The sequence below is a fragment of the Magnetospirillum molischianum DSM 120 genome (assembly GCF_000294655.1).
In the GTDB taxonomy this organism is placed as follows: Bacteria; Pseudomonadota; Alphaproteobacteria; order Rhodospirillales; family Magnetospirillaceae; genus Phaeospirillum; species Phaeospirillum molischianum.
Window position 1 is genome coordinate 1 of sequence record NZ_CAHP01000042.1, and the last position, 13,942, is coordinate 13,942.

A 13,942-nucleotide genomic window follows, 5' to 3' on the forward strand; every position below is an offset into this window, starting at 1 on the left:
CTGTCGGCGGATCGGCAGCGGTGCCGTCACCGCTACGACCACATCGACCTCCCGGTGATCCGCCCAGTGGTGACCCGAATCGAACTGTTCGGCGGGCGCTGTGGCGGCTGTGGACGTCGTGCCCGGGCCGAGGTGCCGACGGGGATGGGAACNCCGGGAACGCCGTTCGGACCGGGCGTCCGTTCCCTGCTTCTGTATCTCCACCACAGCCACCATGTCGGCTTCGAGCGATTGTCGCGGATGATGAAGGACCTGTTCGGGTTGGCGGTCTCGGAAGGCGCCATCGCCAATGCTTTCCGTCGGGTCCGGACCGGGCTGGACGAGGCACGNGCGGCCATCAAGGCCAAATTGCTGACCGCCCGGGTGATCGCCTCGGATGAAACCACCACCCGGGTCGATGGCGTCACCCACTGGCAGTGGGTGTTTGTCTCGGATCGGGCGGTGCTGCACGACATTGCGCCGCGCCGGGCCAAAAGCGTCGCCGAGACCGTGTTGGGCGACTACCGCCCCGGGGTCTGGGTGTCCGACCGCTACGCCGGACAGCAGGATCTCGCCCTGGCCCATCAGGTCTGTCTCGCCCATGTCCTGCGCGACGTCCAATACGCCATCGATTGCGGCGACACCGTCTTCGCCCCGAAAATTCGTGATCATCTCCGTTGGGCAATCCGTGTCGGCAAACGACGAACAGAGCTCAAGGACTCTACGCTGGTCGCTTATGCCGCCAAGGCAGAGCGCCGCCTCGACACCCTGCTCGCCATCCCGGTCGCTCATCCAGCTGGGCAAATCCTCCAGCGCCAGATCAAGGCGTGGCGAACGAAGTTCTTCGTCTTCCTCACCGATCGCGAGGTCCCGCCCACCAACAATGTGTCCGAGCGCGAGATTCGGCCCTCCGTCGTTTTCCGCAAGGTCACCAATGGATTCCGCTCCGACTGGGGTGCCCAAGTCCATGCCGGATATCGGTCTGTCACCGGCACGGCGCGCCTCAAGGGCCAGACTGCCCTTCAGGCCGTTCGTGACCTCGTCAATGGCACCTTCGTCGTCGCCTGACAAAATCGACGCCAACCCCGTGAGCAATTACGATCGCCGAGGCGGTCGATCTGGTGGTGTTCATCGCCGGGCGTGGCACCGGCCGCCGGATCGAGACCATCGCCGAGGTCACCGGGCTCGACGGCAACGGCGATTACGCGGTCAGGGAGATGCCGGGCTGCCGCCCGCTCCCGCTCGGGGACGTGTTCCCCGAACCCCTTCCCTTGATTTCAGAAACCGGGTCTGGGGCCGTGCCCCAGGCGGGGGCGGGCGGCAGCCCGCGAGACATCGACTCATCATGCGCTATCTCGCCTTCGCCGCGTGGATCCCGGCCCAGGATTATCCCGAGCCGTTCTTCGTTTCTGGAACATATAATGAACAAAAGAGTTTTGTGTGCCTCCTCTCTGTGGTACACAGGGGGTATCAACATCCGATACTGCGCCCGGACCGTCCCCAGCGGTTCCGGGCGTTGTCGTTTCGACCCCTCGCGCAGGATTGCCGCCCCGGTTATGGCTCGGGCGGGTGATGCCGCGCGCCCATCCCAAGGAGCCCGTCATGTTTTTCGAGTCCGAAGACGACCCCCTCACTCCCGGCGGTGCCGCCCAGCGGCGGGGCAGCCAAAGAGCGATCCTGCCCGGCGATCAGCCGCTTGTCGGCGGTGACAGCCTCTTCCCAATCCCCGATCCCTCCGACCCCTTCGGCATCAACCGGCGGCGGCGGCCCAGTCTGCTCGATCTGGCCATACCCCCCACGGAAAACAATCGCGGGCTTTTGTGGGATCCTGCCGACGGTTTCGCCAAGGGACCGCAGCCGAGCCAAGGCTTCGACCTGCCCAAACTGCCGAAGCTGACCGGCCTGGACGACGATACCGATCCCACCCAGACTGCCGGGGGGCTGAACCGGGGCGGCGATCCGGGGCGCGGCGAAGGGTCCGATCGGACAGTCAACCGGCCGGGCGCGCCCTTCGGCCCCAGCGATGGCGCCGATCCCTGGGCGGCAGGCAGCATGGCCGACGTGCTGCTGCGCAAGAACGACTATGCCGACGCCGTCACCCATTATCAGGGTCAGGCCAAGACCGATCCCGCCGGCACCAGGGCGGAACTGGCGGCAGTCCACGACAGGATGGCGAGCGCCGATCCGGCTTCGGCGGCGAAGTTCGTCACGCAGATGGGCGCCGCCGGCCTCACTGCGGCCAAGACCGAACCCCCGGCCGAGGTGGGCCTGACGCCGCTGTGGATCGATATCTACAACACGCATCAGGAGGATGATTCCTTCGATCCAAAAGAAAGCGACACCATCCAGGTCGCCGATGCCAGCGAGCGGACAAACGCCCCCTTCGTCGCCAAAGCCGGTCCGGACGAAATCATTCAACGCGCCAAGGCCAATGGCGGGTGGCTGTCGACCGGCGGCGACACCGCCATCAATGGCGGCAAGGAATGCGTTGCCCTGATCAAGGCCGTCGTTCCCGAGGTTGGCGCGACGAAAACCTGGTACCGTGGTGAAGACATCCAGGGTGATGGCAATCCGCCGCTCAAGCCCGGCACCGCCATCGCCATCGCCAGCGGCTGGAATGCCCAGGGCGGCTACGACAGCAAGAGCAGAGGCAATCACGCTGCGATCTTCGTGGGCTACAAGACGAACGAAAATGGCCAGCCCGGCATTGAGATTATCGATCAATGGGCCGCGCGGTCTGATCAGCCGGGGCAACGAGGTCGAGAGGCACGAATGGCCGAAAGAAACTGGATTCCGCTTGATCAAGCACGAAAGTATTCTGTAATAAAAAGGAAGTAGTGTGTGCTTTGAGCGGGCGGCAGCCATAGGAGGCGAGTGGTGGCGAGACGACGCAAAGTCCTTGGTACCGTCACGGCTCTGGCCTGCATGGTTGCCGTCCATGCCTACGCCTATGACGAAAAAACAGGTATTGATGAGTATCGGGTGGAGTGCCCGGCTTTTTGGTATGGCCCGAATGGCCTAACTAAACCGCTGACCTATGCCCTCGAATGGCTTGGGCCGTTCGAGGCCATTAGCGCACCGGATTTTGATATCAGTCGTGCCCCATTCGGGGGGCTACTGATCGACTGCGCTTATGGCGACAAAGACAATCTCTCACCCTTCCGGATCACGGTCCAGGTTCCCGGTAAGGCCAGAGTATGCTTTTCCAAAGGCCACGGAGCAAAACCTGGCCAGACCAAGGGGTTCGTCTGCCTGACCAAGGTCGACGATGGCGGCTTCCTTGGGCCGGTGAAGATGTTTGTGGCCGAACCGGTCAGCCGGCGCACCCGGCTGTCCGGGTTTGGTCTCCGAACAAGCAAGGCGGATGTCTTCGCCGTGGCGGAGCGCGACGGCTGGTCGATCCTCGGTCAGAGCGACGAGGATCTCTCCCTCACCCGCGAGGGGCGTGACATCCGGATCCTGATGGGGGCGGATGGGCTGACGCGAGAGATCATCGAGATCATCTCCGACGACCCGACACTCCGCTCGGCCCTGTGTGATGGCGTGGTGACGCGGTTCGGGCTGAGGCGCCGGTGGCCGCAAGGAGACGATGTTTGGCCCAGCTTCAGCGATCCGGGCGTCACCATCGAAATCCACAAAAACGCCAAAGGCATGGCGTCGGGCGTCCATCTGATCGATGGTGCGGCAAAAGCCAAATGAAGTAGCGGCCACAAGGGTGATCGGGTCAGAGTCTCGATCAATACGCACCACGCGGTGGTGATAACCCGCGTAATGGGCAGCCTGCCAAGATCCACTGGATCCCCATCGGGAACCCGCGCCGGGACGGTGGAACTGCGCATCCCCAGACTGCGCAAGGGCAGCTACCTGCCGTGCTTCCTGGAGCCGCGCCGCCTATGCCCGCTTCGGTCTCAATGACCGCCAGATCGAGCTGATCGCCCAGGCCATTCCCAAGCGGCACTACTACCTGCAATCCCGGCGCGGCAACCGGCTGTTCGACCTCGCCCTCGGCCCGGTCGCGCTGGCGCTGTGCGGCGCCTCGTCGCCTGACGACCAGAAATTGATCGACCGTCTGTCGGCCGCGCCGGACTCGTTTCTCGAGTCCTGGCTGGTCGCCAAGGGGCTGCCCTGGGCGGTCGATCTGATCCGGGAGTACGTCCCATGACACTCATTATATATGGAGTGGTTCCGCAGGGTGGGGTCTCCGCCCCACGCCCCGACCGGGAAGCCGGGCTTCCCGGACCCAACCCATTTTGGGGGTCTGGGGCCTCCAGGCCCCAGCGGGTCATGGGCAGGGCCCATGTCTTTGCCGCCGTGCTGGTCCTCTCGCTGCTCGGCCCTTCGGCACGGGCGCAATGGGCGGTGTTCGACGCCTCCAACTTTGCCGAGAACGTGCTGCAGGCGGCGCGGTCGCTCGAGCAGATCAACAACCAGATCCGCTCGCTGCAGAACGAGGCGGCGATGCTCGAGACGATGAACCGCAATCTGCGATCGCTCGACAGCTCATCGCTGGGGCAGATGACGACGGCCCTGTCGCGGATCAACGGGCTGATGAGCCAAGCCACGGGATCACCTTCACCCTCGACGCCACCGATACCGCGTTCCAGCAGCAATTCCCGTCGCAATACGGCGCGGCGATGACCAGCGATCAGTCGCTGGCGGCGGCGAGGACTCGCTGGCAGAGCGCGATGAGCGCCTATCGCCAGACGATGCTGATCCAATCCCAGGTCAATCAGAACGTCCAGGCCGACACCGCCACTTTGTCCGATCTGGTCAATGCCAGCCAGGGGGCGGCCGGCAGTTTGCAGGCGCAGCAGGCGGCCAATCAGCTGATCGCGCTCTCCGCCAAGCAGCAGATGCAGATCCAGACCCTGATGGCGGCGCAGTACCGCGCCGAGGCGCTCGAGCAGGCCCGCAAGGCCCAGTCGGAAGCGTCCGGGCAGGCGGCGACGGCGCGCTTTCTTGGTTCGGGGACCGCCTATTCGGGACGGTGACGCAAGATGGACGATCTCTCGGTCATCGACAACTTCATGGCGGCGTTCAGCCACGCGATCGACAGCGGCTTCGGCTTGCTGTCGGGCGATGTCGCCTCGTTGACCACGATCCTGATCGGAATCGATATCGCCCTGGCCGGGCTGTTCTGGTCAATGGACGGCGAGGCCAACATTCTGTCGCGGCTGATCCGCAAGATCCTCTATGTCGGCCTTTTCGCCTTCTTCCTCAACAATTTCAGCAGCCTTGCCGACATCGTCTATCGCTCCTTCGCCGAACTGGGTCTGCATGCCAGCGCCAACGCGCTGACCGCTGACGATCTGCTGAAACCCGGCAAGCTGGCCGGGATCGGCTATCAGGCGGCGTGGCCGCTGTTGAAGCAGGTCAGTGCCCTGATGGGCTTCACCAGCTTCTTCGACAATTTCCTCACCATCGCCGTGCTGCTGATTGCCTGGCTGATCGTGATCATCGCCTTCTTCATCCTGGCGGTGCAGATATTCATCACCGTGCTGGAATTCAAGCTGACCGCGCTGGCCGGGTTCGTGCTGGTGCCGTTCGCGCTGTGGGGCAAGACCGCCTTTCTGGCCGAGCGGGTGCTGGGCAACGTGATTGCGTCGGGCGTCAAGGTGATGGTGCTGGCGGTGATCGTCGGCATCGGCTCGGGCTTCTTCGACCAGTTCATCTCCGCGCTGCAGGGCCAGGAGCCGAATATCGGTCAGGCGATGTCGCTGGTGCTGGCGGCGTTGGCACTGTTCGGACTCGGCATCTTCGGCCCCGGCATCGCCGCCGGGCTGGTGTCCGGCGCGCCGCAACTCGGCGCCGGGGCGGCGGTCGGCACTCTCGGCGCGGCAGCCGGGGCGGCGATGTTGGTCGGTGGGGCCGCCCTGGGTGGGGCCGGGATGCTGCGTGCCGCCGGAGCGGCCGGTCTGTCGGCGATCAGGGCTGGAACCGCGATGGGGGCGGCGGCCTCGACCGCCTATCAGATGGGGCAGGCGACTTCCGGGGCCGGCGGAATCGGGGGCGCCGCCGCCGGTCTTGGCGGCATGGCCCGGGCTGTGGGCGGTGCGGCGGTGCAGAGTGTCCGCTCGCTGGCGGATCGTGCGACGGAATCCCTGTCGCAGAGCGTCCAGGCCGGGCGCGAAAGCGGTTGGCGCGCCACCGGGGGCGGTCCGATTTCCGGCGCGGCCGGTTCTCCTCCGTCCCCCCGTTCGTTCGACAACGCCCCCCAATGGGCCCGTCAGTTGCGGTCCGAGCAGGCGTCGCGCGCCCATCGCCATGCCGCCCTGCAGGCGATCAAGGACGGCGACCGTCCCGGCGCTCCCGCCAATCCCGATCTCTCCAGCAAGGATGTGTGACCATGCTGTTCCGACGATCCCTCCAGCGTTACGGCGAGACCCCGGTGCCGGTGACGCCCATCAGAAAGCGGCGCAGCTCTGGGACGAGCGGATCGGCGCGGCCCGGGTTCAGGCGCGCAACTGGCGGCCGATGGCCTTCGGCGGCCTGAGCTTAAGCCTCGGCCTTGCCGGCGGTCTGATCTGGCAATCGGCCCAAAGTCGCGTCGTCCCCTATGTCGTCGAAATCGACACGCAGGGGCAGGTGCGGGCGGTCGGGCCTGCCATTGAGGCCTACCGGCCCAGCGATGCCCAGATCGCCTGGTATCTGGCCCGATTCATCACCAACGTCCGCGCCCTGTCGATCGATCCGGTGCTGGTGCGCCAGAACTGGCTCGAGGCCTACGATTTCGTCACCGACCGTGCCGCCCTGTTCCTCACCGAGCAGGCCTGCGCCAGCGATCCGTTCGCCCAGATTGGCACCCGCACCGTCTCCGTCCAGGTGACCAGCGTGGTGCGCGCCTCCGAGTCCTCGTTCCAGGTCAAATGGACCGAGCAGCTCTATGAGCGCGGCAGCCTTGCCGCCACCAGCCGCTGGACCGCGATCCTGTCGATCGTGATCCAGCCGCCCCGCACCGCCGAGACGGTGCGCAAGAACCCGCTCGGCCTCTACGTCACCGCCCTGGCCTGGACCCGCGACCTCGATCCCGGCGCCAGCAAACCGGAAGGGAAATCGCCATGAAACGCGCTCCCATCAGCATGATTGTTTTGCTCCTCATCTTGGCCGCCTGCACCGCCAAGGAACCCCCGCCGGCGATTGCCTATGACGGCGCCGCTTTCCATCCCGCCACCATCGCGCCGGAGCCGCCCCGTCCGGTGGAGGTGGTCGAGATTCCCACCCCGCTGCCGTTGCCCGGCCAGCTTCAGCCGCTGCCCGAGCCGGTCAAGCCGGACAAGCGGAAGCCGACAATGCGGGTTGCCGCCGCCAACCGGGCGGCGCTGCAGGAACCCTCAGCCTATGGCTACATTAACGCGATCCAGGTCTATCCCTACAGCGAAGGGGCGCTCTATCGCCTCTATGCCGCCCCCGAACAGGTCAGCGACATCGCGCTCGAACCGGGCGAGCAGCTCACTGCGGTATCGGCCGGCGACACGGTGCGCTGGGTGATCGGCGACACCACCAGCGGCACAGGCGAATCCAAACGGGTCCACGTCCTGGTCAAGCCGTTTGCGCCAGGGCTCAGGACCAACCTGATCATCACCACCGACCGCCGCTTCTATCACCTGCAACTGGAAAGCACGGTTCGCACCAGCATGGCGGCGATTTCCTGGACCTATCCGCAGGGGACCCTGATTGCACTGCAACGCCGCAATGCCGAAACCGAGGCGGCAACCCCGGTTGCCGACGGCATCGCCCTCGAATCGCTGCGGTTCCGCTACGCCATTTCCGGCGACAGCCCGCCCTGGCGACCGGTGCGTGCCTTCGATGATGGCGCCAAGGTCTATATCGAGTTTCCCGCCCGGCTTGATCAGGGTGAGGCGCCGCCTTTGTTCGTGGTCGGGCCGGACGGCGAGGCCCAACTGGTCAATTACCGGGTGCGGCGCAATTACTACATCGTCGACCGGCTGTTCGCCGCCGCCGAACTGCGCCTGGGCACCGATCCCCAGCAGGTGGTTCGGATCAGCCGAACCGATGGCGTGCCGAAGAGCGGGGGCCGGTCATGAATACGCATGACGTCACCGATCAGGCCAAGTCCGATCCTGAATCCCTGGTGCTGCGGGCCCCGCCGCGCAACGTACTGCGGTTCAAGCGCGCGTTGCTGATCGGCATCGCCGGGGTAACCTCGGCGACGATCTTCGGCGTGACGTGGTGGGGGCTGAAAGGTTCGGCACTCAGGATCGGGCAGCAGGCCCAGGAACTCTACAACACCGATCGCAAGACGACCCCGGACGGACTTGCCGCCCTGCCGGGATCGTATAGTCAGATCAAACCGGACACACCACCCTTGGGGCCGCCCTTGCCGGGTGATCTCGGGCGGCCGATCCTCGAGCATCAGCGCCAGATGGGACTCGTGCCTGGAGCCGAGCCGGTCGATCAGGCGGCGGCGGCCGAACGACAGCGGCTCGCCGCCCAGGCGCTCAAGGCCCGCGAGGCCGGGGTGATGGTCCAGATCGCCACCCGGGCCGGCACCGGCATCCGCCATCGCCGCCGCTGCGGCGCCGATGGCGGATGCCGCCCAGACGGAGTCAAATCGGTTGGCGCTCGATCCCGAGCGCGATCCCAACGCCCAGCAGCGCAAGCTCGATTTCCTCGGCCAGAAGCCGGAGGCGGGGATCTACAATCCGCATGCCCCGCAGCAGCCGGCCTCGCCCTGGCAATTGATGGCCGGCAGCGTCATCGCCGCCAGCCTGATCACCGGGCTCAACTCCGATCTGCCCGGGCTGGTGGTGGCCCAGGTGACCGAGAACGTCTATGACAGCGTTACCGGCCGCACCTTGCTGATCCCGCAGGGAGCGCGGCTGATCGGGCGTTACGACAGCGTCGTCGCCTTCGGCCAGTCCCGCGCCCTGCTGGTGTGGCGACGGATCATCCTGCCCGATGGGACCTCGATCCAGGTTGAAAACCTCCCCGCCAGCGATGAGGCCGGCTACACCGGGCTGGCGGACGAGGTCGATTACCATACCGGAACCCTGCTGAAGGGGATCGTCCTCGCCACCCTGCTCGGGGTCGGCACCGAGACCAGCACCGGCGCCAACGAGAGCGATCTGGTCCGCGCCCTGCGCCAATCGACCCAGCAGAGCGCCGATCGCGCCGGTCAGCGCCTGACCGAGAAGAACCTCAATATCCAGCCGACCCTGACCGTCCGTCCCGGCTGGCCGCTCCGCGTCATCGTCCACAAGGATCTGATCCTGCGCCCCTACCGGGGCTGAACGGAGGTCGTCATGTTAAAACTTGGCAAACTGCCCGACCGCACCCCGGTCCGCATCGTCATCACTGTCAGTCCCGACCTCAATCGCGATCTCGTCGCCTATGCCGACGCGTATCGCCAAGCCTATGGCCATGCCGAGGCCGTTGCCGACCTGATCCCCTCGATGCTGGAGGTCTTCCTCGCCAGCGATCGCGGTTTTGCCAAAGCTCGCAAGGATGGGGTGATTACGGCTGATGCCGCCGAACCGGCCCGGCGGCGGGGGCGGAAGGGAGCCGCGCCGGATTCGATCCCGCCGAGAGGGGAGTCTGGATAAGCATGAACCGTAACCAAGCCGCCAAGCTGTCTATACGGACCAGGCCACTTCATGATGTGCTGCGGGTGGTGATGGCGGCGGCGAAGAGATAGAAATTTGATCTCTTGACCTACATTGTCCGGAGGCTGCCCCTAGGTTAGGCTTGCTGCCCTGTCGCGTGGGGCCTGTTGGAGCGTTCAACTGAATGGTTATGTCGGCGCAACGCTGGTCGGCTATCGCCGAATCGGAATTCAAATGGGAGCAAGACGCGCTGGCGTTTCTGCGCGACCATCTTCCAGATATTGATCCTTGGCACGTTTGGTCGAATTTCGAGTTCATCGACGACCAGGGGCGGGTCAATGAAGTTGATGCCTTGGTCCTCTCGCCGAGAGGACTGTTCCTGGTTGAAATCAAGAGCCGTCCAGGCCGGGTTGAAGGAGATGCCCATAGCTGGACCTGGGTGCAAGATGGCCGTACCAGTACGTATGACAATCCTTATTTACTCGCCAACCGAAAGGCTAAACGTCTAAAGAGCCTTCTCGATCGCCAAGACGCGTTCCGACGGGCGCGGTTGCCCGTTCCTTTTGTCACTGCTGCTATCTTCTTGTCATCGCCGACTAACGATATTTCCGCGCTACCACTCTTCGTTGCCACCAATGTGTTCAATCGCGGACGGCCGGGGACTGTGCATGATGAGGGCATCATCGCTGCGTTGACCGGCTTGGTCGGTCCCGGTCGGGAGCGCAATCCTAACGGTGACCCCGCAGTCAGGCGAACGATGAAATCGGCCATGGAGACAGCGGGGATCCGCCGTTCGCTCCGCCAACGCCGCATTGGCGATTACGAGTTGGAGCGGCTGATCGAGGAAGGGGACGATTTTCAGGATTTCCAAGGCCATCATGTCGCAGCCGATGTTCGCCGCCGCATCCGCATTTTCCAAACGCCTCCGGGACGCTCGCGCGACGACGTGTTCAAGGCGGTGGCGCGCGAGTTTCAAATTCTAGAGGGGATCAGTCACCCCGGCATCCTGCGCGCCAGCGATTTTAAGGATACCGAGCGCGGTCCCGCACTGGTCTTTGATTTCGACCCCAAGGCAGTTCGCCTGGATTTCGTCCTGAAAGAGAAGGCTCTGGTTGATCGGCTGGACGTTGATCAACGCCTGCATCTTGTCCGCCAACTAGCCGAGACGATCCGTTACGCCCACGATAAGCGGCTCACCCACCGCGCCCTAGTGCCGCAGAATGTCCTGGTCCGCGATGTCGCGGAGCGGTTTCCTCGGTTACAGGTGATGAACTGGCAGTTGGCAACCCGCGAAGCCGGCAGCACCGGCGGCACGCTGCAACAGACCCTGGGTACGATCCATCCGGGAGACCATGTTGATGATCCGGCCAAGGTCTACATGGCACCGGAAGCGCTTCAGCATGCCAGCCCACCGATTCTGGCCGACATTTTTTCGCTGGGCGCGATCGCCTATCACATTTTCTCCGGCCAGCCGCCGGCCGGTTCGACAGTGGAATTGGTCAACAAGCTGCGCCAGGGGCAGGGTCTTATGGTGGCCGACGTCATGGACGGCGCTTCGGCTGCGCTGGTCGACCTTATCCGCCAAGCCACCCATCCCGACGTCAGCCGCCGTCTCGATTCTGTCGAAGAGTTTCTGGCCATGCTGGCCAAGGTTGAGGATGCCGCCGCCGGACAAGCCGACGAGCAAGTCATCGATCCGGCGCAGGCCAAGGCCGGGGATCGGCTCGACGGGGGCTTCACCGTCATTCGCCGCCTGGGGCGGGGAAGTTCCGCCGACGCGTTGCTGGTCAATAGCGACGGGTCCGACGAGCAACTGGTGCTGAAAGTGGCGATCGACTCCGCCTACGCCGACAGGCTGGGGGCCGAGGGCGAGATCATTGCTCGCCTGAATCACCAGAGCATCGTGCGTCACCGCCAAACTTTGAGCATTTCGGGTCGCACAGCCTTGCTGATGGAATTGGCTGGAGACGAAACATTGGCTGTCCGGTTGCGCCGGGGCGAGCGGCCTTCCCTCGATCTCGCCCGTCGCTGGGGTGAGGATCTCATTTCCGCCATCGATTACCTCGATGAGCAGGGCATCGCCCACCGCGACATCAAGCCCGACAACATCGGCATCCGCTCGAACCGCAAGAACACCCTGCATCTTGTGCTGTTCGATTTTTCCCTGTCGAAAGGATCGCTCGACAACATCCGCGCCGGAACCCGACCCTATCTGGACCCCTTTCTCAGCCTGCGGCGTCCGCCACGCTGGGATCTGCACGCCGAGCGCTTTGCCGTGGCCATCACCCTCTACGAGATGCTGACCGGCAGCATCCCCATCTGGGGCGACGGCGCTTCCGAACCGGCGGTGCTCGATTGTGAAGCGACCCTGGAGCCCGAGCGCTTCGATCCACAAGTGCGCGATGGCATGGTGGCGTTCTTCGCCCGTGCGCTCCGCCGTTCGCCGCTCGAGCGTTTTGATAATGCCGAGGAAATGCTGAAGGTCTGGCGCCAAGTGTTCGAGGACATGCGCACGCCCGTGGTCAGCGATGAGTCCTTTGATACCATTGCCCGGCGGGTCACTGTCCAGACACCGGTGGCGGAACTTGGGCTAGGTGTGGAGGCGCTCGATGTGCTCACCCGCATGGGAGTCGAAACCGTCCGCCAGCTTCTGGGGGTGTCTCGCCTCAAGCTCCGTTATCTCAGCGGCGTCGGCGATCGCATCCGCAAGGAAATTCGCCTCAAGGCCAAGCGGTTGGCCCATCTACGGCCGGAGCTGGTTCCCGGTGGAACCACCAGCCAGGACGAAGCGCCCTCGCTGGCTGGCAGCATCGACCATCTGGCCGCCTCGCTGCTGCCGAAGCGGCCGGCCGGAGAGGACCGCGCCGAGGATCAAGCGGTCTCCACTTATCTCGGGCTCGAAGAAGCGTCCGAGCCGTGGCTTGGCGTCGGCGCGGTGGCCGGCCGGACCGGATTGTCACGGGTGGCGTTGGCCGAGAGTCTGCGTCAGGCCCGCAGTCGGTGGCGGGACAAGGCCCCTCTGGCCAAAGTCCGAGACGATTTGCTCCGCCTGCTCGAGCAAGAGGGCAAAGCCGTCACAGCTATCGAGGCCGCCCGCGCCCTGTTGCTCCAGCGAGGCTCTTTGATAACCGACGACAGGGAGCGCATGCGATTGGCCCAAGCCGTCGTGCGGGCGGCGGTCGATGCCGAAGAGATGGGAGCCGAACCGCGATTCCGCTGGGTTTCCACTCCTACGGTGCCGCTGATCGCCAGTGACACCGTCATCGCGTCCGCTGCCGTGGCCTTGGGAGAGGCCGCCGATGAACTCGCCAGCCTCGATCCCTTGGCCTCGCCACAACGCGTGCGCGAGCGTTTGGTTGAGGGTGCCGGCCCCGATCTGCTGGCCGTCGCGGCGCCGCAGCGCTTGGTGCGTCTGGCCGTCGCCCTGTCGGCGCGCGCCGCACTATCGACGCGGCAGGAAATCTACCCACGCGGCATGCCCGCGGATCAGGCGATTCGTCTTGCCCTGAGTTCGTTGGTCGGGCCCGCCATGTTGACGAGGGACCAGATCTGGGAGCGTGTCCACAGCCGCTATCCGGAATCCCAACCCCTGCCGGACCGGCCCGCCCTGGATTCCTTGTTGCGCGCGGCCGGAGCCGAGTTGGACTGGCGTGAGGCGAGTGCCAACGGCCCCGCCGGTTATTGGCGGCGAACCATGGGCTTTGATCCGTCCGGTTCTGCCCAGACCCAATCGCGTCTGGGCACCTTCGCCCCACCGGATGAAGAGAGTCCGGACTTGGCAGACGCCCGTAAATTCGAGGAAAAGCTGGTGCGCGTCGTGGCGGACGGCGGATTCCTGGCCCTGGCCCTGGCGCCACGCCGGGCGCTGGCGGTGGCGCGGGAACTGGAGCAGCGATTCGGCATGATCCGCTTCAGCATCGATGCCCTGCTGTTGAGGGCAATGAAGGCGACCGCTGAAACCAACGAGGTCGATTGGCTGATCGTGCGCGAAACCGATGCCGCCGGTCCCACCACGGCCGAATGGCAGCACCTCAAAACGCTCGCCGACATGGCTTGGCCCCAGGTTGAAGCCGTTCTCCGTGCCGCATCAGGTCCGGTGCTGCTGACCGATGCCGGCCTGATCGGGCGCTACGATCTTGTTTCCCGCCTGGACGTCCTTCGCGGAGATTGCGCCACAGCCACAGGACCGACCGGCATGGTGGTGCTGGTGCCGATGATGCAGCCCGGCATGCCGGCCATCGAGGGCAAGCCGGTGCCGGTGATGCCGGCGCAATGGGCGATGGTGCCGGAGGCGTGGGTGGAGAATCGTCATCGGGCGGGGCGGGCCGCGTGATGGTAGAAGGTAGTGACCTCACTACCTTCTTTCTTGCTCCTGCGTCTCTGCGGCCTGATACTGCCTG

The 13,942-nt window shown here is 65.0% G+C and carries 12 protein-coding genes and 1 pseudogene; all 13 read left to right on the forward strand.

Annotated elements, in window-relative coordinates; all coding sequences use genetic code 11:
• The coding region (gene tnpC, locus PHAMO_RS15065; protein ID WP_040567510.1) for an IS66 family transposase at positions 1-1,047 on the forward strand (1,047 nt) is incomplete at its 5' end.
• A 534-nt stretch (positions 1,048-1,581) separates the two neighbouring features.
• Positions 1,582-2,817 (forward strand): BPSL0067 family protein, encoded by a 1,236-nt coding sequence (locus tag PHAMO_RS15070; protein WP_002730551.1) that lies wholly within the window; start codon positions 1,582-1,584, stop codon positions 2,815-2,817.
• A gap of 87 nt (positions 2,818-2,904) precedes the next feature.
• Positions 2,905-3,678: a hypothetical protein gene (locus PHAMO_RS15075; protein WP_155801835.1), complete on the forward strand. Its 774-nt coding sequence runs from the start codon at positions 2,905-2,907 to the stop codon at positions 3,676-3,678.
• Between the two features lie 111 nt (positions 3,679-3,789).
• Positions 3,790-3,870: pseudogene (locus PHAMO_RS19600) on the forward strand (transposase); the annotation flags it as partial.
• A 393-nt stretch (positions 3,871-4,263) separates the two neighbouring features.
• The gene (locus tag PHAMO_RS19880) at positions 4,264-4,617 is read left to right on the forward strand and encodes a DUF4141 domain-containing protein (RefSeq protein WP_202801579.1); all 354 of its coding nucleotides are present in this window, start codon (positions 4,264-4,266) and stop codon (positions 4,615-4,617) included.
• Positions 4,614-4,970 carry a hypothetical protein gene (locus PHAMO_RS19885; RefSeq protein WP_002730557.1) on the forward strand — a complete coding sequence of 119 codons (357 nt, stop codon included), beginning with the start codon at positions 4,614-4,616 and terminating at the stop codon, positions 4,968-4,970. The genes PHAMO_RS19880 and PHAMO_RS19885 overlap by 4 nt, the downstream gene beginning before the upstream one ends.
• 6 nt (positions 4,971-4,976) lie before the next feature.
• Positions 4,977-6,323 (forward strand): P-type conjugative transfer protein TrbL, encoded by a 1,347-nt coding sequence (gene trbL / locus PHAMO_RS15085; protein WP_002730558.1) that lies wholly within the window; start codon positions 4,977-4,979, stop codon positions 6,321-6,323.
• Positions 6,316-7,041: a conjugal transfer protein TrbF gene (gene trbF / locus PHAMO_RS15090; RefSeq protein ID WP_002730559.1), complete on the forward strand. Its 726-nt coding sequence runs from the start codon at positions 6,316-6,318 to the stop codon at positions 7,039-7,041. Before trbL ends, trbF begins: the two co-directional genes overlap by 8 nt.
• Positions 7,038-8,024, forward strand: a complete 987-nt coding sequence (gene trbG, locus PHAMO_RS15095) for a P-type conjugative transfer protein TrbG (RefSeq protein ID WP_002730560.1) — start codon at positions 7,038-7,040, stop codon at positions 8,022-8,024. The genes trbF and trbG overlap by 4 nt, the downstream gene beginning before the upstream one ends.
• A complete protein-coding gene (locus PHAMO_RS20135; protein ID WP_002730561.1) occupies positions 8,021-8,776 on the forward strand; it encodes a hypothetical protein in 756 nt (251 codons plus the stop codon). The genes trbG and PHAMO_RS20135 overlap by 4 nt, the downstream gene beginning before the upstream one ends.
• Positions 8,682-9,230: a TrbI/VirB10 family protein gene (locus tag PHAMO_RS20140; protein ID WP_235720863.1), complete on the forward strand. Its 549-nt coding sequence runs from the start codon at positions 8,682-8,684 to the stop codon at positions 9,228-9,230. Before PHAMO_RS20135 ends, PHAMO_RS20140 begins: the two co-directional genes overlap by 95 nt.
• Positions 9,231-9,242: 12 nt before the next feature.
• Positions 9,243-9,542 carry a DUF2274 domain-containing protein gene (locus PHAMO_RS15105; protein WP_002730564.1) on the forward strand — a complete coding sequence of 100 codons (300 nt, stop codon included), beginning with the start codon at positions 9,243-9,245 and terminating at the stop codon, positions 9,540-9,542.
• A gap of 184 nt (positions 9,543-9,726) precedes the next feature.
• Complete coding sequence (pglW, locus tag PHAMO_RS15110; protein ID WP_002730565.1) at positions 9,727-13,875, forward strand: BREX system serine/threonine kinase PglW; 4,149 nt, start codon at positions 9,727-9,729, stop codon at positions 13,873-13,875.
• The last annotated feature ends 67 nt before the right edge of the window (positions 13,876-13,942 follow it).

Coding starts and splice junctions, on each gene's coding strand:
- PHAMO_RS15105 (WP_002730564.1), top strand. CDS start 9,243: ATGTTAAAACTTGGCAAACTGCCCGACCGCACCCCGGTCCGCATCGTC.
- trbL (WP_002730558.1), top strand. CDS start 4,977: ATGGACGATCTCTCGGTCATCGACAACTTCATGGCGGCGTTCAGCCAC.
- pglW (WP_002730565.1), top strand. CDS start 9,727: ATGGTTATGTCGGCGCAACGCTGGTCGGCTATCGCCGAATCGGAATTC.
- PHAMO_RS19885 (WP_002730557.1), top strand. CDS start 4,614: ATGACCAGCGATCAGTCGCTGGCGGCGGCGAGGACTCGCTGGCAGAGC.
- trbF (WP_002730559.1), top strand. CDS start 6,316: ATGTGTGACCATGCTGTTCCGACGATCCCTCCAGCGTTACGGCGAGAC.
- PHAMO_RS15075 (WP_155801835.1), top strand. CDS start 2,905: ATGGTTGCCGTCCATGCCTACGCCTATGACGAAAAAACAGGTATTGAT.
- PHAMO_RS20140 (WP_235720863.1), top strand. CDS start 8,682: ATGGCCGGCAGCGTCATCGCCGCCAGCCTGATCACCGGGCTCAACTCC.
- PHAMO_RS15070 (WP_002730551.1), top strand. CDS start 1,582: ATGTTTTTCGAGTCCGAAGACGACCCCCTCACTCCCGGCGGTGCCGCC.
- PHAMO_RS20135 (WP_002730561.1), top strand. CDS start 8,021: ATGAATACGCATGACGTCACCGATCAGGCCAAGTCCGATCCTGAATCC.
- trbG (WP_002730560.1), top strand. CDS start 7,038: ATGAAACGCGCTCCCATCAGCATGATTGTTTTGCTCCTCATCTTGGCC.
- PHAMO_RS19880 (WP_202801579.1), top strand. CDS start 4,264: ATGGGCAGGGCCCATGTCTTTGCCGCCGTGCTGGTCCTCTCGCTGCTC.